The following is a 20482-nucleotide window of genomic DNA, read 5'->3' as shown; positions in this document are numbered from 1 at the left end:
ATCGTTAGATTTTGTAAATATTCGCAGTGCAACGAAAATGATAAAGCCCGCGGCGGCGGGCGAAGGGGGACATAACGGGGATCAGTTGATGGCGAAATAGCCGGTGTTCAGCACCACTTCCAGCGGCTGGTTAGCAGCAATCGAATCGCCGTAAATCAGATCCACGCCAATTCCGGAGAGGGTATCCATCATCAGCGCCTGATTGGTTGGCCCGGCAATGGTTTTCATCCCCAGACGCTGAGCATGACCCTGCACGATGGTGACCATCATTTCATCCATCAGACTGGCGTGAACGTTGCCAATCAGTTCTGGATCGAACATCACGTAGTCGGCGGTGCCCGCTTTCAGATGTTCAAACAAATCGAGATCCTGACCTACCTGGCTGATGATAATTTTGCAGCCCGCGTGACGCAGCTTCTCCAGTCCTTCCTGAACGCCGGACTGCGCCAGACTGCTGGCGTTGAACACCAGATGCAGCAGCCGGGCTGGCATGGCACTCTCTTTCAGACCGTCGAGAATGTCGTTGATGAGCACCGGCCCGGTCAGACCCGCCGCCGACAGCGGCAGGGTGACGCTTATCCCGCGGGCGGCAACTTTATACGCCCAGCTGCGGAAGAACGCCTGAAAAATGCGTCTGTCGAGAGCATGGAGCAGTTCCTGATCCGCCAGCCCTTTACGGAACGCCTGTTCCTCTACCATTTCGCCTTCGCGGGTCCACAGCCGCATCGACAGCAGCCAGAAGTTGCTGCTTTCTGGAATGCGCGGCGACGCCACGCCACGGGCCATCAGCAACAGAGGGTTGCTGCGCACCATGTGCCACTGCTCGTCGAGCGACATCATGCTGCGCTGCTGATGCAGCCGGTCCTGCTGCGGTTCATAGACGCTGACCGTCCCGCGTCCGTTATTTTTCGAGGTGTAGCAGGCAATATCGGCCTGTGACATCACGTCGGACGCCAGACAGTTATGCTCGTCGATAAGGGTAATCCCGGCGCTGGCACCGATGCGGTGCAGGCGGCCTTCCCACAGAAAGTGATAATCGTTGATGGCCTGAATGATGCGCCCGGAAATATACCGCGCGCTTTCGATGTTGCAGTCCGGCAGCAGCAGGCCAAATTCGTCGCCACCGAGACGGGCGAGCACATCGCTGGTACGCAACATACTGAGCACCATCGAAGAGAGTTCGCGCAGCAGCGCATCGCCCGCGGCGTGACCGGCGGTATCGTTCACCGCTTTAAAGCGATCCAGGTCGATAAATACCAGCGCGTGACGCTGATGCGTTTCCTGAACGCTATGCAGCAGACGTTTGAGGTGATTCTCAAAACTGACACGGTTAGCCAGATGGGTGAGGGCATCGTGCGACGCGCTGTAGCTCAGCTGGCGGAGCATTTTGCGCGATTCGGTGACGTCCTGAATAACCAGCACTGAACCGATGTTTTGCCCGTCGAGTGTGCTCAGCGGTGTGATGCTGTAGTGGATGTCGTAACTGCCGCCGTCCCGACAATGCAGCACCACATCCTGTTCGATATCGTTGCGAGACATACCGCCGCTGTGAATGTTTTCCATCAACGGGCCGTTGTCGCCAAAGGTAATGCGCAGCACGTTAAGCAGCGGCTGCTTCATGGCTTCGTTCTGACTCCAGCCACTCATTTTTTCGGCAACCGGGTTCATAAAGATGACGTTCATATCGACGTCGGTACACAGCACTGCTTCACCGATAGAATCCAGGGTAATGTGCAGACGCTCTTTTTCCTGGAACAGCGCTTCGTTGAGCTGTTTCACCTCGGTCATATCTATATTAATGCCGAGCAGGCGCTCCACTTCACCCTGTTTATTCAGCACACGGTTAGCCAGCGAGCGAATATGGCGGATGCCTTCTTTGACGTGGATACGGAATTCCAGCTTGAATGGCGAGCGAGCAGTCAGCGCATTGCGGATCACGCACTCGGCCTGCTCGCGGTCTTCTTCCACCAGGCAGTTCTGCCACAGTTGCCAGGTCGGTTTGAGGTGCGACGGGATTTCATACAGCTCGAACATCCGCTTATCCCAGGAGATGAGATCGGGCTCCAGCTCCCATTCCCAGATGCCAATCCCGCCCGCTTCGTTAGCGAGCGTGATGCGCTCCATCAGCCGCTTATTGACCCATTCGGTGTGCTTCAGGTCGTTGATGTCTTCAATCTGGGCGATGAAATAGAGCGGCGTACCGTCCGCATGACGCACCAGCGATACCGCCAGCAGGGCCCAGACGACGTCGCCTTTACGCGTGTAGTAGCGCTTTTCCATGGTGTACGTGTTGATTTCGCCGCTGACCAACTGCTCGAGCTGCGACAGGTCATTCTCGAGGTCTTCCGGTAAGGTCAATTGCTGGAAGGTCATCGCCCGCAGTTCGTTCTGGCTGTAACCAAGGAATGTGCACAGCGCTTTGTTAGCCTGCAGCCACTGGCCTTCGGTGCCGACCAGCGCCATACCGATGGCGGAATATTCCATCGCGTTGCGGAAGCGTTCTTCGCTCTCAGTGATGTGCTTGCGCTCGGCCCGAAAGGCGTACATCACCATCGTCATCACGTTGGCGGGCAGCAAAATCATCAGAAACGGTAGCCACGGCGTATTGCTCATCGCATAAACGTGAGGTGTTTGCAGGCTCTGCGGATTGGTCGCTATCATCAGCGACACCATCATGACTGTGATGAGGAAAATGGTGAACGCTTCCATCCGTGGCAGACGCACGGCGCTCCACATCAACAACACGATGATGCAGGTAAACGGCCACGGCAGCCACAGCATTGCTATCGCGCTCAGCGCCAACGTGACCGCCAGCGTCAGCAGCGTTTCCAGCAGCAGACGCGGGTTGCGATGGCGCAACAGATAATGGTTTTTATACAGCAAACCGAGCGGGACCAGCGCCAGCGCGCCAATCGATTCGGCCAACGCCCAGACCAGGAAGGTGTGCAGTGGGTGTTCGACCGGGGCGAACAGCAGCACCAGCAATCCGCCTACCAGTGGCGGCACGATTGCACTGGCGAAGGCCAGGCGAACCCAGTCGTGCAGGTTTTGCAACGGATTATACCCAGGCAAAAATTTGCGCAGCAGCAGCGCGCCCGTTGCTGCTTCAATAGCATTAATGGCCGGATAAACGAAATTAAGTGAACTGGGCGGAAACAGCGCCCATGACGCCAGCAGGCTGCCAAGCATGCACACGGCAGCAATGGCGGGCCACATTTTCCCGGCATGACGATAAAACGCGACCATCATAATAGAGGTCGGGAACCATAAAGGTGCGAGAACGGTTCCGAAACGCGTCAGCTCGAGGGAGAAAAGGGTAAAAATGAACGTCAGCAACCCGAGGCATATCATGCGCAGCACAGAATGAGAGGGCGTAATGGGCACTCGTTGTTCAGATATCTTCATTTACCGCTTTCCACGAGGACTTTCCGGCCGCGACGTTTCACGCGGAATGGGCCTGAATTCATAAGGATGATGAATGGGATCATGCTAGTACAAACAATTTACATTTCCTATGACATCTGCTCAATATTTAACAGCATTAAGAGATAAATAAGTGGCGATGAACAAAAAGTGTCTAACACGTTGGAAAATTGGACATATTAATTTGAGAATAGTCACTTTTCCGCCCGGCTGGGGGGAAAATCGTTTTCGACTGGTATCGACGGGCTGAAATCCCTATAATTGCCGCGTTTGGCGCTCCGACGCCACCCTTCCTATCATCCAGGTTAATCAGGTCGCAAAAACTTATGACTGATAAGTCTCATCAGTGCGTCATTATAGGCATCGCCGGCGCATCGGCTTCAGGTAAAAGCCTCATCTCCAGCACCCTCTATCGTGAATTGCGTGAACAGGTTGGCGATGAACATATCGGCGTGATCCCTGAAGACAGCTATTACAAAGACCAGAGTCATCTGTCGATGGAAGATCGCGTCAAAACTAACTATGACCATCCAAGCGCGATGGATCACAGTCTGTTGTATCAGCATCTGCAAACGCTTAAACGCGGTGAAGCGATTGAACTCCCGGTGTACAGCTATGTGGAACATACTCGCATGCCACAGACCGTGCATATCAAGCCGAAGAAGGTCATTATCCTCGAAGGGATTTTGCTGCTGACCGACGCCCGTCTGCGCGAAGAAATGAACTTCTCCATTTTTGTCGACACCCCGCTGGATATCTGCCTGATGCGCCGCATCAAGCGTGATGTTAACGAGCGCGGCCGTTCGATGGATTCGGTGATGGCACAGTATCAAAAAACGGTCCGCCCGATGTTCCTGCAGTTTATCGAGCCGTCCAAACAGTACGCTGACATTATCGTGCCGCGTGGTGGGAAAAACCGCATCGCCATCGATATTCTGAAGGCCAAAATCAGTCAGTTTTTTGAATAATTCCCTCGAATTATGTACTGTGCTATACCCAAGTTCATTCAAGTTGCAGGTAGGCGGCAACGGAGCGAATCCCGATGAGCTTACACTAGTAAGTGATTCGGGTGAGCGAGGGTAGCCAACACCGCTGCAGCTTGAATGGCGACGGGTATAAATGACCCGGCAGATGCCGGGCATAATGCATTAAAGGAGATAGCGCATGCGTCTGTGTGACCGAGATATTGAAGCCTGGCTGGATGAAGGCCGTTTGGGTATTTCTCCACGACCGCCGGTTGAACGCATCAATGGTGCGACGGTGGACGTTCGCCTCGGCAATAAATTCCGTACGTTTAGCGGACACACGGCGGCATTCATCGACCTGAGCGGGCCGAAAGCGGAAGTCAGCGCGGCGCTTGATCGCGTGATGAGTGACGAAATCGTGCTGGCGGAAGGCGAAGCGTTTTATCTGCATCCGGGGGAACTGGCGCTGGCCGTTACGCTGGAATCCGTCACCCTTCCGGCAGATTTGGTCGGCTGGCTCGACGGGCGTTCTTCTTTGGCGCGACTGGGCCTGATGGTTCACGTTACCGCGCACCGTATCGATCCCGGCTGGTCCGGCTGCATCGTGCTTGAATTCTACAACTCGGGCAAACTGCCGCTGGCACTGCGTCCAGGTATGCTTATTGGTGCCCTGAGCTTTGAGCCGCTGTCTGGCCCGGCCGCCCGTCCTTACAACCGCCGTGAAGACGCGAAGTATCGTGATCAGCAGGGTGCGGTTGCCAGTCGCATCGATAAAGACTGAGCGTGACTGACACGTCGGAGAGAGCATGAGACGAATTCTGACAACGCTGATGATATTGCTGGTGGTGATTGTCGCCGGCCTTTCGGCGCTGGTACTGCTGGTCAATCCGAATGATTTTCGTGACTATCTGGTGCGCCAGGTGGAATCGCGCAGCGGATATCAACTGAAACTGGACGGCCCACTGCGCTGGCACGTCTGGCCTCAGCTCAGTATTCTCTCCGGGCGCATGACGCTGACAGAACCGGGTGCCAGCGCCCCGTTAGTCAAAGCCGATAATATGCGCCTTGATGTGGCGCTGTTACCGCTGCTTTCTCACCAGTTGCAGGTCAATCAGGTGATGCTGAAAGGCGCCGTGATTGAGCTGACGCCGAAAACGGAAGCGGTGAAAAATAGCAAAGCGCCGGTCGCCCCGCGTGAAAATACGCTGCCTCAGGCACCGGAAGATCGGGGCTGGTCGTTTGATATTGCCAAACTGCAGGTGGCTGACAGCGTACTGGTGTTCCAGCATGAAGGCGACGAACAAATCACCGTCCGTGACATCAAAATGCAGATGGAACAGGACAATCATTATCTGGCCAACGTTGATTTTTCCGGGCGGGTAAACCGCGATCAGCGAGACCTCAATCTTTCCTTTAGCGCGAAAGTGAATGCAGGTGATTATCCGCATGCGCTGTCCGCCACGCTGAGCCAGATCAACTGGCAGCTACAGGGCGCAGACCTACCGCCGCTGGGTATTGGTGGGCAGGGTTCTTTGCAGGTCGAATGGCAGGAAGATCAGAAGCGCATCAGTTTCAGCCAGTTGCAGTTGACCGCCAACGACAGCTCTCTCGGCGGCGAAGGCAGCGTGCAGCTCGGCGATAAGCCGCAGTGGACGCTAAATCTGCACTCCGACAAACTGAATCTCGATAACCTGCTTTCCCAGAGCAACCCTTCTGCAAATTCCAGCGTGAACCAGCAGGGGCAAAGCCAGCCGCGTCAGCAGCGCCCGGTGATTGCCGACAGCGCGAACCTGCCTGACTACAGCGGTCTGCGTGGATTCAGTGCAGCAGTGCAGCTCAAGGCCAATCAGATATTGTGGCGTGGCATGAATTTTGCCGACGTTGACGTGCAGGCTGACAATCAGTTCGGCTTACTCAACGTCAGCGGCTTGCAGGGCAAACTGGACGGCGGCACTCTGTCGCTGCCGGGCAGCCTCGATGCTCGCGGGGAGACGCCGAAATCGTCATTCCAGCCGAAGCTTGAAAATATTCAGATTGGTACGTTGCTAAAAGCATTTGATTATCCTATCAATCTCACCGGTAAACTTTCCCTCGATGGCGAATTTAGCGGCGATAAAATTGATGCAGATAACTTCCGTCGCAGTTGGCAAGGGAAGGCGAAGCTGTCGCTACTTGATTCCCGGGCGGAAGGACTGAACTTCCAGCAGCTGGTTCAGCAGGCCGTAGAGCGTAGCACGAATGTGAAAGCGAAAGAGAACCTCGACAGCGCAACCCGTCTGGACGAGTTTTCAAGCGACCTGACGTTAAACAACGGACAGATGTCCTTCAATGACATTGTCGGTAAATCGTCGTTAATGACGATGGACGGTAAAGGCTCTCTGGATCTGGTCAAAGAAGAAGGCGACATGCTCTTTAATGTGCGCGTGCTGGATGGCTGGCAGGGCGAGAGTAAGCTGGTGGATATGCTGAAGGAAACGGCAATTCCGCTGCGCGTTTACGGTAAATGGACCGAACTCAACTACAGTCTGCAGGTCGATCAGGTTCTGCGTAAGCAGCTGCAAACCAAAGCCCGCGATCGTCTGAAAGCCTGGGCCGATAAGAATCAGGACAGTCAGTCGGGAAAAGACCTGAAGAAGTTTCTCGACAAACTTTAACGCCATCAGCGATAAAAAAGACCCGACAAATGCGATGTTGTCGGGTCTTTTTTTATTCAGACTTCGTAGTCCAGGGCGTCATCATCCGTGCTCGGCGGGAAAATCTGTACCCGCTGGACGCGATGGTTTTCTACCTGCAGCGTTTTCAGGGTAAAGCCGTCGACGTCGACGCTTTCTCCGGTGATCGGCACCCGCTGTAAATGCTCCATCAGCAGGCCGGCGATGGTGTGGTACTCGCGTTTATCATCGAGCGGCAGCGGCACAAACTGCACCAGATCGTCCAGCGGCATATGACCGTTCGCGGTCCAGCTGCCGTCGGCATTTTTCTGAATATCGTGGCGGGCGTCTATCTCCTGCACTTCATTCGGCAGGTTACCGGCAATGGTTTCCATCACGTCGCTTAATGTCACCAGCCCTTCAACGGAGCCGAATTCATCCACCACAAAGGCGAAATGCGTGCGGGCGTTGCGGAACTGTTCGAGCGCGGATAGCAGCGGCAGCGCTTCCGGGAACACCAGCGGCTGGCGGGTAAGCGCGCGTAAATCCAGTGGCTCTCCGCGTAGTGATTGAGCCAGCAGGTCAATAACGTGCACCACGCCGAGCAGCTCCTCGTCATTATCACCACCGGTCACCACCAGACGGGTGTGCTGGTTTTTCTCCAGCAGCGTGCGGACGTCGGCTTCCGGCGCGCTGGGGTCGATGTGCTCAATATCATGGCGCGAGGTCATGATGCTACTGACGCTGCGCTGATTAAGATTCAGCACCCGCTCGATCATTCGTCGTTCCTGCGGGTCAAAGACCGGCTCGTCTTTGCTGTCCGCCACCAGGGAGGCGGTTTGTGCGTCCAGTTCGGCCTCTTCTTTCTGCCCGCTTAGCAGGCGCAGTACGGCTTCTGTGGTGCGATTGCGCAGGCTCTGATTAGCCGACAAAAAGCGGCGACGGTTAAAGTTTGCCAATTGGTTGAGTGACTCAATCATCACCGAGAAGCCAATTGCCGCGTACAGATAGCCTTTCGGAATGTAAAAGCCAAAGCCTTCCGCAACCAGACTAAAGCCAATCATCAGCAGGAAGCTGAGACAAAGAATGACGATAGTTGGATGGCTGTTCACGAAGCGCGTCAGCGCCTTGCTGGCGAGCATCATCATGCTGATGGCAATAACGACTGCCGCCATCATCACCAGTAAATGGTCGACCATCCCGACGGCGGTGATCACCGAGTCGAGGGAAAACACCGCGTCGAGCACCACAATTTGCGCCACCACGGCCCAGAATTTTGCCCCTCGCCGCTGGGTCGGGCTATCGTTGTCCTTACCTTCCAGCCGCTCATTGAGTTCAACTGTGGCCTTAAACAGCAGGAATAAACCACCCCCGAGCATAATTAAATCACGCGCGCTAAAGCTGAGATCACGCACAGTGAACAGCGGGCGGGTGAGGGTGACCAGCCACGAGATGGACGCCAGCAGCAGCAGACGCATCAGCATCGCCAGAATCAGCCCGGTGATGCGTGCCCGGTTGCGCTGCGCGGGTGGCAGCTTTTCCGCGAGGATCGCGATAAACACCAGATTATCAATCCCGAGCACCAGCTCGATGACCACCAGGGTGATAAGCCCTGCCCAAATAGAGGGGTCGGCAATCCATTCCATACGTTGTTTAACACCTTCTGTGACAAGACATTAGGATCATGGTTAACGGTGACCCAAATTGCAATATACCCGTCATACTTCAAGCTGCATGTGCGTTGGCTGCGTCCGCTCACCCCAGTCACTTACTTGAGTAAGCTCCTGGGGATTCTCAGCCTTGCCGCCTTCCTGCAACTCGAATTATTTTGGGTATATACCCTGAGTTTATTCTTAAATATGAAGTATTGTTGGTTAATAATATAACCCTATTGTTTCTGTTATTAATTAATTTAGTTTCTTATTAATTCGTCAATTTCCCTGACATGTCAGGGGAGGGGTTGATGTCAATATAAAGATAATCCTAAAAGTCAGTGACTATTCTTAATATTTATCCTAAAAGCAATGGCGTTAGGAGTTGTTACCTTGTCGGAAATTGTCATTGCTGTAACAATCGAAATGTATAAATGAATATTAGATTTCATCCGCACTTTATTCCCGGCGGTGAAAGAGAATGTTTGTTGTTTTATACATTGTCTCTTTGTTTCGGTCTGTTTTATCGCCGTAACTGCTTATAACCTTATGATTGAACAGTAGATTGGTAACTGAAAGCCAAGGGCGGTAGCGTGCCTGATGGCTGCTAAATCAGCCTCGATTATTCTGTCAACTGCTTGCGGATAGATAACGTTTTTTTAGGAATGATGCCAGTTATATTTCGTTTCGGTTAACGGCATGCTCAATGCAAATGACCTGAATGAAGTCTGGTTTGTTTTATTCGCACAGGATAATTTCTCTGCCAAAGTGATAAATAATCAATGATGAAATCCCAACTGAAATTGATGCCATTATTGGTGTCTGCAATCCTGATGAGTGGTTGCACGGTCCTTCCCGGCAGCAATATGTCGACCTTCGGAAAAGATGTCGTTAAACAGCAAGACGCTGATTTTGATATCGACCGGATGGTGAATGTTTATCCGCTGACCCCGCGACTGATTGAACAACTGCGACCGCGTCCAAACGTTGCGCAGCCAAACATGTCCCTGGATCAGGAGTTAAGCAATTATCAGTATCGCGTGGGTGCAGGTGATGTGCTTAGCGTAACCGTCTGGGATCACCCTGAGTTAACAACCCCAGCGGGCCAGTATCGTAGCTCCAGCGATACCGGTAACTGGGTTCAGCCTGATGGCTCCATTTTCTATCCTTATATTGGCCGTGTGCAGGTCGTCGGTAAAACGCTGCCGGAAATCCGTGAAATGATTACCGGTCGTCTGGCGACGTACATCACCGACCCGCAGGTCGATGTGAATGTGGCAGCGTTCCGTTCGCAAAAAGCCTACGTGTCCGGCCAGGTGAATAAATCTGGCCAGCAGGCCATTACCAACGTGCCATTGACCGTGCTGGATGCGATCAACGCCGCGGGTGGTATGACCGACCTCGCCGACTGGCGCAACGTGGTACTGACGCACAACGGTAAAGAAGAACGTATTTCCCTGCAGGCGCTGATGCAAAACGGTGACCTCAGCCAGAACCGTCTGCTGTACCCGGGCGATATTCTGTTCGTACCGCGTAACGATGACCTCAAAGTCTTCGTAATGGGCGAAGTGAAGAAACAGAGCACCCTCAAAATGGACTTCAGCGGCATGACGCTGACCGAAGCGCTGGGCCAGGCGGAAGGTATCGATATGACCTCCTCCAACGCCAGCGGCATCTTTGTGATCCGTCCGCTGAAAAACGATAAGAGCGGCAAGATTGCCAACGTTTATCAGCTCGATATGTCTGATGCGACGTCGTTGGTGATGGCAACCAACTTCACGCTGCAGCCGTACGACGTGGTGTACGTCACCACCGCACCGGTCGCGCGCTGGAACCGTCTCATCAGCCAATTGCTGCCGACCATCAGTGGCGTTCAAGACATGACGAACGCGGCGAAAGATATCCATACCTGGTAACCATTATGTTCAACAAAATTCTGGTGGTATGCGTCGGCAATATCTGCCGTTCCCCGACAGGGGAGCGGTTGCTGAAAAATTATCTTCCGTCGCTGGACGTGGAGTCCGCCGGGCTCGGCGCACTGGTAGGTAAGGGTGCCGATGACAGCGCGGCACGCGTCGCGGCTGTCCACAATATTTCCCTGGACGGGCACTGCGCCCGTCAAATTTCCGGAAAGATGTGCCGCGAATACGATCTCATTTTGACCATGGAAAAACGCCACATTGCCCGGCTGTGCGAAATCGCGCCGGAAATGCGCGGCAAAGTGATGCTGTTTGGCCACTGGGACGATGAACGTGAGATCCCCGATCCTTATCGCAAAAGTCGCGACGCTTTTGAAGCGGTTTACCACTTACTCGATCAGTCTGCCCGACAGTGGGCGCAGGCACTGAAAGTACAGCAGGGATAACAATGACAGATAACGTAAAACAGGCGCACCCGCACGCGTCGGGCAGTGATGAAATCGATATTGGCCGCCTGGTCGGTACGGTGGTGGAGGCCAAATGGTGGGTGCTCGGCATCACTGCGGTGTTTGCCGTCGCTGCGGTGGTGTACACCCTTTTTGCGACGCCAATCTACAGCGCCGACGCGCTGGTGCAGATTGAGCAGGATACCAGCAGCTCGCTGGTACAGGATTTAAACTCGGCACTCAGCAATAAGCCGCCTGCGTCTGACGCTGAAATTCAGCTGATTCAGTCGCGTATGGTGCTCGGCAAAACGGTAGATGACCTTAATCTGGACATCGCCGTAACCAAAAATACGATGCCGATTTTTGGTGCCGGTTGGGAACGCCTGATGGGCCGCGCCAACGAGAGCGTTAACGTTGAAACCTTTACCGTGCCTGCGGGCATGCGTGAACAAACCTTCACCCTGGAAGTGCTCGGGCCAAACAGCTACCAGCTGACCAGCGACGGCGGCTTCAGTGCTCGCGGTACCGTTGGCCAGCCGCTGACCAAATCCGGCTTGACCCTGCTGGTGAGCGCCATCCATGCGCAGAAAGGCGGTGAATTTACCGTCACTAAATACTCTACGCTCGGGATGATCAACACCCTGCAAAACAACCTGACGGTAACGGAAAACGGTAAAGACACCGGCGTGTTGAGCCTGACCTACACCGGGGAAGACAAAGACCAGATTCGGGTTATCCTCAACAGCATCGCCGATAACTATCTGGCGCAAAACGTCGAGCGTAAATCGGAAGAGGCGTCCCGCAGCCTGCGATTCCTCGCCAAACAGCTGCCGGAAGTGCGTACTCGTCTGGACGATGCTGAAAATAAACTCAACGCCTATCGCCAGCAGAAAGACTCGGTAGATATGTCGCTTGAGGCCAAGTCGGTGTTGGATTCGGTGGTTAATATTGATTCGCAGCTCAACCAGCTGACCTTCAGCGAAGCCGAGATTTCCAAGCTCTACACCAAGCGCCACCCGGCCTATCGCACGCTGCTTGAAAAACGCAAAACGCTGGAAGACGAGAAAGCAAACCTCAACAAACGCATCACTGCGATGCCGGAAACTCAGCAGGAAATCGTGCGTCTGACGCGTGATGTGGAATCCGGGCAGCAGGTGTACATGCAACTGCTGAACAAACAGCAGGAGTTGAAAATCCAGGAAGCGAGTACCGTCGGTGACGTGCGCATCGTGGACTCCGCCATCACTCAGCCGGGCGTTCTGAAGCCGAAAAAAGCGCTGATTGTTCTTGGCGGGATCATTCTGGGGCTGATGCTTTCTATTCTTGGCGTGCTGCTGCGTTCACTGTTTAACCGCGGGATTGAAAGTCCTCAGGTACTGGAAGACCACGGCATCAACGTTTACGCCAGCATTCCGCTGTCTGAATGGCAGAAGAAGCGCGACCACGTCAAAACCGTCAAAGGCATCAAGCGCTACAAGCAAAGCCAGCTGCTGGCAGTGGGTAACCCGACCGACCTCGCTATCGAAGCGGTGCGCAGTCTGCGAACCAGCCTGCACTTCGCCATGATGCAGGCCAGCAACAACGTGTTGATGATGACCGGGGTCAGCCCGTCCATCGGTAAAACGTTCGTCTGTGCCAACCTGGCGGCGGTGATTAGCCAGACCGGCAAGCGCGTACTGCTGATCGACTGCGATATGCGCAAAGGCTACACCCACGAATTGCTCGGCACCACCAACGACAACGGCCTGTCCGAAGTGCTGGTTGGTAAAACCGAGATTGCAAACTGTGCCAAACGCACCTCGATAACCAACTTCGACCTGGTGACCCGTGGTCAGGTACCGCCAAACCCGTCCGAACTGTTAATGAGTGACCGTTTTGCGGAACTGGTGAAATGGGCCAGCAGCCAGTACGACCTGGTGCTTATCGATACTCCGCCAATTCTGGCCGTGACCGATGCCGGTATCGTGGGTCGTCATGCGGGCACCACGCTGATGGTGGCGCGCTATGCGGTTAACACCCTGAAGGAGGTGGAAACCAGCCTCAGCCGCTTCGAGCAGAATGGTATTCACGTCAAAGGTGTGATCCTCAACTCCATCTTCCGTCGGGCCACCGGTTATCAGGACTACGGCTACTACGAGTACGAGTACAAGTCAGACAGTAAATAACGTGCTTTGCCCCTCATCCTGGCCCTCTCCCTCAAAGGGTGAGGGGCAAAGTTCAACGCCATTCGGGGAACAAAATGACGACACATAACCCATTAATTTCCATTTATATGCCAACCTGGAATCGGCAACAGCTGGCGATTCGCGCCATTAAATCGGTGCTTCGCCAGGATTATCCGCACTGGGAAATGATGATTGTCGACGACTGCTCCTCTTCCTTTGAACAGTTGCAGCAGTTTGTCGATGGCCTGAACGATGCGCGCGTGAAATATACTCGCAACGATTTTAACTCTGGCGCCTGTGCGGTGCGGAATCAGGCGATTTTGCAGGCCGAAGGCCAGTTCATTACCGGCATCGATGATGACGACGAATGGACGCCAAACCGCCTGTCGGTGTTCCTTGAACATAAACATCAGCTGACGACCCACGCGTTTCTGTATGCCAATGATTATGTCTGCGAAGGCGAGGTTTACTCCCAGCCCGCGAGCCTGCCGCTGTACCCGAAATCACCGTATTCCCGCACGCTATTTTTCAAGCGCAACATCATCGGCAATCAGGTGTTCAGCTGGGCGTGGCGCTTCAAAGAGAGCCTGTTCGATACCGAATTGAAAGCGGCGCAGGATTACGACATTTTTCTGCGTATGGTGACCGAATACGGCGAGCCGTGGAAAGTGGAAGACGCTACGCAAATTCTGCACATCAACCACGGTGAAATGCAGATTACGTCGTCGCCGAAAAAATTCTCTGGCTACTTTCATTTCTACCGTAAACACAAAGACAAATTCGACCGCGCCAGCAAAAAGTACCAGCTGTTCACGCTGTATCAGATCCGCAATAAGCGCATGAACTGGCGCACGCTGCTGACGCTGTTGTCAGTGCGTAATGGCAAACGTCTGGCCGATGGCCTGCGGGGGAAATAATGCTGCTGGAAGACTTACGCGCAAACAGCTGGAGCCTGCGCCCGTGCTGCATGGTCACCGCGTACCGTATCGCGCATTTCTGCTCGGTGTGGCGCAAAAAAAGCGTCATTAACAATCTCTGGGCTGCCCCGGTGTTATTGCTGTACCGCTTTTTCACTGAAAACCTGTTTGGTTATGAGATCCAGGCCGCCGCCACCATTGGTCGCCGTTTTACCATTCATCACGGCTATGCCGTGGTGATCAATAAATTCGTGGTGGCAGGCGATGATTTCACCATCCGCCATGGCGTCACCATTGGCAACCGTGGCCCGGATAACCTGGCTTGCCCTGTCATTGGCAACGGCGTTGAACTCGGCGCGAACGTGGTGATGATTGGTGACATTACTGTCGGCAATAACGTCACCATCGGGGCGGGCAGTGTGGTGCTGGACGACGTGCCTGACAATGCGCTGGTGGTCGGTGAAAAAGCGCAGGTAAAGGTCATTAAATGAATATTCTGCAATTTAACGTTCGTCTCGCGGAAGGCGGGGCGGCAGGCGTGGCGCTCGATCTGCATCAGCGCGCGCTGCAACAGGGCATGGCATCACGCTTTGTCTACGGTTACGGCAAAGGCGGCAAGAAAAGCGTCAGCCACGACGACTATCCGAACGTCATCAAACAAACTGCACGCGTCACCTCGATAGCAAACCTGGCGCTGTTTCGTCTGTTTAACCGCGACGTGTTCGGCAATCTGAACAATCTCTATCGCACCGTGACCCGCACGACGGGGCCCGTAGTGCTGCACTTCCATGTGCTGCACAGCTACTGGCTGAACCTCGAAGAGGTGGTGGATTTTTGCCACAGGCTGAAAGAGCACAAGCGCGACGTGCGTTTCGTCTGGACGCTGCACGATCACTGGAGCGTTACCGGCCGCTGTGCGTTTCTCGACGGCTGCGAAGAGTGGAAAAACGGCTGCGGAAAATGCCCGACCCTGACCAACTATCCGCCGGTGAAAATCGACCGTGCCAGCCAACTGGTGAGCGGCAAACGTCAGCTGTTCCGCGAAATGATTGCGCTGGGCTGCCAGTTTATCTCTCCGAGCCAGCACGTGGCCGACGCGTTTAATCGTCTCTACGGGGAAGGGCACTGCCAGATTATCAACAACGGGATCGACGTGGCGACCGAAGCCATTCTGGCGGAACTGGCACCGCAGAGCGTGACCGGCAGAAAACCGAAAATTGCGGTGGTGGCCCATGACCTGCGCTACGACGGTAAAACCAATCAGCAGCTGGTGCGCGACATTATTGCGCTGGGTGACGCAGTTGAAGTGCATACCTTCGGCAAGTTCTCACCGTTTGAAGGCAGCAACGTCATTAATCACGGTTTTCTGACCAATAAGCGCCAGTTAATGAGTGAGCTCAATCAGCTGGACGCGCTGCTGTTCAGCTCGCGAGTTGATAACTACCCGCTGATCCTGTGCGAAGCGCTGTCCATCGGCGTGCCGGTGATTGCGACGCCAAGCGAAGCGGCCCAGGAAGTGCTGGAGAAATCCGGCGGGCGCACGGTAAACGTCGAGGACGTGCTGGCGCTGGTTCAGCTGCCAAAAGCGCAGATTGCCGAAGCGATTTTTGCGACCACGCTCGATGCGTTTCGCGCCCGCAGCCGCCAGGCGTACAGCGGAAAACAGATGCTGGAGGAATATGTCTCGTTCTATCAGAATCTGTAGCTACCTGTTGCTGCCGTTAATCTACCTGCTGGTTAACGTCAAAATCGCCCAGCTCGGCGAAAGTTTCCCGATAACTATCGTGACGTTTTTGCCGGTGCTGTTGCTGCTCTACGTGGAGCGCATCAGCCTGAAAAAACTGATGATTGCGCTGGGGGCGGGTGCCGGGCTGACGCTGTTTAACTACGTATTTGGTCAGTCGCTTGATGCCAGCAAATACGTCACCTCGACGATGCTGTTCGTTTATATCGTTATCATCATCGGCATGGTGTGGGCCATTCGCTTTAAAACCATTTCGCCGCACAACCACCGTAAAATCTTGCGCTTCTTTTATGTTGTCGTCGGGCTGGTGGTGATGCTCGCCGCGCTGGAAATGGTGCAGATTATCCTCACCGGCGGCAGCAGTTTGATGGAAATAATTTCGAAATATCTTATTTACAGTAACAGTTACGTTCTGAACTTTATCAAATTTGGCGGGAAGCGAACCACGGCTTTATATTTCGAACCGGCCTTCTTCGCCCTGGCATTAATCTCAATTTGGCTCAGTATCAAACAGTTCGGTATCAAAACCCCTAAGACCGATGCTATGATTCTGGCAGGGATAGTGCTTTCAGGATCGTTTTCCGGCGTAATGACATTTATCCTGTTTTATTTGCTGGAATGGGCATTCCAGTATCTGAATAAGGAAGCAATCAGTAAGAAATTACCCCTGGCAATCATTTCTTTAGCAGTTTTTTTAGTCGGTCTGGTATTTGCTTATCCGTATATTTCGGAGCGCCTTGGCGATCTCGGAACGGAAGGCTCATCCTCTTATTACCGAATTATTGGGCCGCTGGTGATGGTCGGGTATTCCCTTACCCACATTGATGGTGTGGTTCGTTTTGGTTCTCTTTACGAATATGTTGCATCATTCGGAATCTTTAACGGTGCGGACGTCGGGAAAACAATAGACAATGGGTTGTATCTGCTGATTATTTATTTCTCCTGGTTCGCGGTGTTACTGACAGCCTGGTATATGTCAAAAGTCGGAAAAATGATGATTAACGCGTTTGGTAATAACCAAAACTATCGCGTGCAGCTGTTTCTGTTTTTCCCGGTTTCGCTGTTTTTCACCGGTTCGATTTTTAGCCCGGAATATGCGTTTTTAATTGTGTGTCCATTTATTCTGCGTAAAGCGCTGAAACTGACGGACAGCTAATAAGGAGTCGAATAAATGCTGCTAAGTGTGATTACCGTTGCATTTCGAAATTATGAAGGCGTGGTGAAAACCTGGGCGTCATTGGCTCATCTGGCGCACGATCCGGGTATCGAATTTGAGTGGATTGTCGTCGATGGTGGCTCCGCAGACGGTACCGCAGAATTCCTGGAAAACCTGAACGGTGAGTACAGCTTACGTTACATCAGCGAGAAGGATAAGGGCATCTACGACGCCATGAATAAGGGCATTGAGATGTCGCGCGGTCGCTTCGCTATCTTCCTGAACTCCGGCGATGTGTTCCATGCCGATGTGGCGAACAGCGTCCGCCAGCTGGCCACGCAAAAAGATAATGCGATGGTTATCGGCGATGCCATGCTCGATTTCGGTGACGGCCATCAGGTGCGCCGCAGTGCCAAACCTGGCTGGTATATTTATCATAGCCTCCCGGCGAGCCATCAGGCTATTTTCTTCCCGGTGAGTGGGCTGCAGCGTTATCCGTATGATTTGCAATACCGCGTGTCTTCCGATTATGCGCTGGCGGCGAAAATGTATAAGGAAGGCTATTCCTTTAAACGGATTAAGGGCCTGATATCAGAGTTTTCGATGGGCGGCGTGTCAACCACGAATAATCTGGAATTATGCCGCGACGCAAAAAATGTTCAGCGCCAGATATTACGCGTGCCAGGTTTTTGGGCGGAATTTTCCCATTTATTACGCCTGCGGACCACGGGCAAGACCAAAGCCTTATATAACAAATAGTCAATATAAGGAAAAGCAATGCAGGAATTAAACGGATTCTCGGTGCCAAAAGGCTTCCGGGGAGCGGGAAGTATTAAAGTGCAATTATGGTGGGCCGTCCAGGCAACCTTATTTGCCTGGTCGCCACAAATACTCTACCGCTGGCGTGCATTTTTATTACGCCTGTTTGGCGCAAAAATCGGAAAAAACGTAGTGATTCGCCCCTCGGTAAAAATTACCTATCCGTGGAAATTAACCCTCGGCGACAACGCCTGGGTGGGTGATGACGCGGTGCTATATACCCTGGGTGACATTACCATCGGCGCTAATTCAGTGGTGTCGCAGAAATGTTATTTATGTACCGGCAGTCACGATTATATGAGCGCGCATTTTGATATTAACGCGACGCCGATTGTGATTGGCGAGAAATGCTGGCTGGCAACGGACGTTTTCGTGGCACCCGGCGTGACGATAGGTGATGGCACCGTCGTTGGCGCACGCAGCAGCGTATTTAAAACGCTACCGGCAAACATGATTTGCCGAGGCAATCCAGCAGTGGTGACGCGCGAACGCGTTGAAACTATTAACTCCCTGTAAGTAGAGGAATATAAACATGTCAAAAGTCGCACTCATCACCGGCGTTACCGGACAGGATGGTTCTTACCTGGCAGAGCTGCTGCTCGAAAAAGGCTATGAAGTTCACGGTATTAAGCGTCGTGCGTCTTCATTCAATACCGAGCGCGTGGATCACATTTATCAGGATCCTCATGCTGCAAACCCGAAATTCCATCTGCACTACGGTGATCTGACTGACTCCTCCAACCTGACCCGTATCTTGCAGGAAGTGCAGCCGGACGAAGTGTACAACCTGGGCGCAATGAGCCACGTGGCCGTGTCCTTCGAGTCCCCGGAATACACTGCCGACGTTGATGCAATGGGCACCCTGCGTCTGCTGGAAGCGATTCGTTTCCTCGGCCTTGAGAAGAAAACCCGTTTCTATCAGGCGTCCACGTCTGAGCTGTACGGCCTGGTGCAGGAAATCCCGCAGAAAGAGACCACGCCGTTCTACCCGCGTTCTCCGTATGCTGTCGCCAAACTGTACGCCTACTGGATAACCGTCAACTACCGTGAATCCTACGGCATGTTCGCTTGTAACGGCATTCTGTTTAACCACGAATCCCCACGCCGCGGCGAAACTTTCGTGACCCGCAAAATCACCCGTGCGATTGCCAACATCGCTCAGGGTCTGGAGAAGTGCCTGTACCTCGGCAACATGGACTCCCTGCGTGACTGGGGCCATGCGAAAGACTACGTGAAAATGCAGTGGATGATGCTGCAGCAGGACAATCCGGAAGACTTCGTGATCGCGACCGGCGTGCAGTACTCCGTGCGTCAGTTCGTCGAAATGGCGGCTGCCCAGCTGGGTATCAAACTGCGCTTTGAAGGCACGGGCGTAGAAGAGAAAGGCATCGTGGTTTCTGTCACCGGTCACGACGCACCGGGTGTGAAACCAGGCGACGTGATGATTGCCGTTGACCCGCGCTACTTCCGTCCTGCTGAAGTGGAAACCCTGCTCGGCGACCCAACCAAAGCGCACGAAAAACTGGGCTGGAAACCGGAAATCACCCTGCAGGAAATGGTCTCCGAAATGGTTGCCAACGATCTGGAAGCAGCGAAGAAACACTCCCTGCTTAAAGCTCACGGTTACGAGGTAGCCATCGCGCTGGAGTCCTGAGTCATGACCAGACAACGTATTTTCGTGGCGGGCCACCGCGGGATGGTGGGCTCAGCCATCGTCCGCCAGCTGGAACAGCGCGGTGATGTGGAGCTGGTGCTGCGCACCCGCGACCAGCTGAACCTGCTCGACAGTAAAGCGGTGAATGATTTCTTTGCGCAAGAACGCATTGACCAGGTGTATCTGGCGGCGGCGAAGGTGGGCGGTATTGTCGCCAACAACAGCTTCCCGGCAGATTTCATCTACGAAAACATGATGATCGAAAGCAACATCATTCACGCCGCGCATCTGCACAACGTGAACAAGCTGTTGTTCCTCGGTTCATCCTGTATTTACCCGAAGATGGCAAAACAGCCGATGCCGGAAAGCGAGCTGCTGCAAGGTACGCTTGAAGCGACTAACGAGCCGTACGCTATCGCTAAAATTGCCGGTATCAAGCTGTGTGAATCGTACAACCGTCAGTACAACCGCGACTATCGTTCGGTGATGCCGACCAACCTGTACGGCCCGCACGACAACTTCCACCCGAGTAATTCGCACGTGATCCCGGCGCTGCTGCGTCGTTTTCACGAAGCGACGCAGGACAACGCACCTGACGTGGTGGTGTGGGGCAGCGGCACGCCGATGCGCGAATTCCTGCACGTCGATGACATGGCTGCGGCCAGCATTCACGTGATGGAACTCGACCGCGAGGTGTGGCAGGAAAACACGGAGCCGATGCTGTCGCATATCAACGTCGGCACCGGTGTGGACTGCACCATTCGCGAACTGGCGCAAACGCTCGCCAAAGTGACCGGTTATAAAGGTCGCGTGGTGTTCGACGCCAGCAAACCCGACGGTACGCCGCGCAAGCTGCTGGACGTTTCGCGTCTGCATCAGCTCGGCTGGTATCACGAGGTGATGCTGGAAGCAGGTCTGGCCAGCACTTACCAGTGGTTCCTTGAGAACCAGCACCGCTTCCGGGGGTAAAC

At 53.9% G+C, this 20482-nt stretch carries 16 protein-coding genes; 14 read left to right on the top strand and 2 right to left on the bottom strand.

The genetic code is table 11. The features are described 5' to 3' along the window. Nucleotides 1–81 precede the first annotated feature (81 nt). Nucleotides 82–3405: a diguanylate cyclase gene (locus tag MUU47_RS10435; protein WP_258988129.1), complete on the bottom strand. Its 3324-nt coding sequence runs from the start codon at nucleotides 3403–3405 to the stop codon at nucleotides 82–84. 344 nt (nucleotides 3406–3749) lie between these two features. On the opposite strand from MUU47_RS10435, the gene udk reads away from it, so the two are divergent. The 3 genes from udk (at nucleotide 3750) to asmA (ending at nucleotide 7042) form a co-directional block, all read left to right on the top strand. Next, the gene (gene udk / locus MUU47_RS10430) at nucleotides 3750–4391 is read left to right on the top strand and encodes a uridine kinase (protein WP_110509518.1); all 642 of its coding nucleotides are present in this window, start codon (nucleotides 3750–3752) and stop codon (nucleotides 4389–4391) included. 196 nt (nucleotides 4392–4587) lie between these two features. Next, entirely contained in the window at nucleotides 4588–5169 is a 582-nt protein-coding gene (dcd, locus tag MUU47_RS10425) for a dCTP deaminase (RefSeq protein WP_159775588.1), read from the top strand. A gap of 25 nt (nucleotides 5170–5194) precedes the next feature. After that, complete coding sequence (asmA, locus tag MUU47_RS10420; RefSeq protein ID WP_258988128.1) at nucleotides 5195–7042, top strand: outer membrane assembly protein AsmA; 1848 nt, start codon at nucleotides 5195–5197, stop codon at nucleotides 7040–7042. 56 nt (nucleotides 7043–7098) lie between these two features. Here asmA and MUU47_RS10415 read toward each other — a convergent pair whose 3' ends face one another. After that, on the bottom strand, nucleotides 7099–8685 hold the full coding sequence (locus MUU47_RS10415; RefSeq protein WP_258988126.1) for a TerC family protein: 1587 nt from the start codon (nucleotides 8683–8685) through the stop codon (nucleotides 7099–7101). A 788-nt stretch (nucleotides 8686–9473) separates the two neighbouring features. Here MUU47_RS10415 and MUU47_RS10410 point away from each other — a divergent pair. The 11 genes from MUU47_RS10410 to fcl all read left to right on the top strand — a co-directional run bounded on the left by MUU47_RS10410 (nucleotide 9474) and on the right by fcl (nucleotide 20480). Continuing rightward, nucleotides 9474–10607 (top strand): polysaccharide export protein, encoded by a 1134-nt coding sequence (locus tag MUU47_RS10410; protein ID WP_258988124.1) that lies wholly within the window; start codon nucleotides 9474–9476, stop codon nucleotides 10605–10607. Between the two features lie 5 nt (nucleotides 10608–10612). Then, on the top strand, nucleotides 10613–11056 hold the full coding sequence (gene wzb, locus MUU47_RS10405; protein ID WP_159775580.1) for a low molecular weight protein-tyrosine-phosphatase Wzb: 444 nt from the start codon (nucleotides 10613–10615) through the stop codon (nucleotides 11054–11056). A 2-nt stretch (nucleotides 11057–11058) separates the two neighbouring features. After that, the gene (wzc, locus tag MUU47_RS10400; RefSeq protein ID WP_258988123.1) at nucleotides 11059–13221 is read left to right on the top strand and encodes a tyrosine-protein kinase Wzc; all 2163 of its coding nucleotides are present in this window, start codon (nucleotides 11059–11061) and stop codon (nucleotides 13219–13221) included. Nucleotides 13222–13295: 74 nt separating this feature from the next. After that, nucleotides 13296–14138, top strand: a complete 843-nt coding sequence (wcaA, locus tag MUU47_RS10395) for a colanic acid biosynthesis glycosyltransferase WcaA (RefSeq protein ID WP_258988122.1) — start codon at nucleotides 13296–13298, stop codon at nucleotides 14136–14138. A gap of 2 nt (nucleotides 14139–14140) precedes the next feature. Continuing rightward, nucleotides 14141–14629, top strand: a complete 489-nt coding sequence (gene wcaB, locus MUU47_RS10390; RefSeq protein WP_258988185.1) for a colanic acid biosynthesis acetyltransferase WcaB — start codon at nucleotides 14141–14143, stop codon at nucleotides 14627–14629. Continuing rightward, complete coding sequence (gene wcaC, locus MUU47_RS10385) at nucleotides 14626–15843, top strand: colanic acid biosynthesis glycosyltransferase WcaC (protein WP_258988121.1); 1218 nt, start codon at nucleotides 14626–14628, stop codon at nucleotides 15841–15843. The genes wcaB and wcaC overlap by 4 nt, the downstream gene beginning before the upstream one ends. Further along, nucleotides 15818–17038 (top strand): colanic acid polymerase WcaD, encoded by a 1221-nt coding sequence (wcaD, locus tag MUU47_RS10380; RefSeq protein ID WP_258988120.1) that lies wholly within the window; start codon nucleotides 15818–15820, stop codon nucleotides 17036–17038. The genes wcaC and wcaD overlap by 26 nt, the downstream gene beginning before the upstream one ends. A 15-nt stretch (nucleotides 17039–17053) precedes the next feature. Then, entirely contained in the window at nucleotides 17054–17797 is a 744-nt protein-coding gene (wcaE, locus tag MUU47_RS10375; RefSeq protein WP_258988119.1) for a colanic acid biosynthesis glycosyltransferase WcaE, read from the top strand. A gap of 18 nt (nucleotides 17798–17815) precedes the next feature. Beyond that, entirely contained in the window at nucleotides 17816–18373 is a 558-nt protein-coding gene (gene wcaF / locus MUU47_RS10370; protein ID WP_258988118.1) for a colanic acid biosynthesis acetyltransferase WcaF, read from the top strand. Nucleotides 18374–18389: 16 nt separating this feature from the next. Then, a complete protein-coding gene (gmd, locus tag MUU47_RS10365) occupies nucleotides 18390–19511 on the top strand; it encodes a GDP-mannose 4,6-dehydratase (protein WP_159775568.1) in 1122 nt (373 codons plus the stop codon). 3 nt (nucleotides 19512–19514) lie between these two features. Continuing rightward, nucleotides 19515–20480, top strand: a complete 966-nt coding sequence (gene fcl, locus MUU47_RS10360; RefSeq protein WP_258988117.1) for a GDP-L-fucose synthase — start codon at nucleotides 19515–19517, stop codon at nucleotides 20478–20480. Nucleotides 20481–20482 lie beyond the last annotated feature (2 nt).

Source organism: Scandinavium hiltneri, from assembly GCF_024764835.1.
GTDB classification, from domain to species: domain Bacteria; phylum Pseudomonadota; class Gammaproteobacteria; order Enterobacterales; family Enterobacteriaceae; genus Scandinavium; species Scandinavium hiltneri.
The sequence above is the reverse complement of the archived record's forward strand: the minus strand, read 5'-3'. Positions and strand labels throughout refer to the sequence as shown.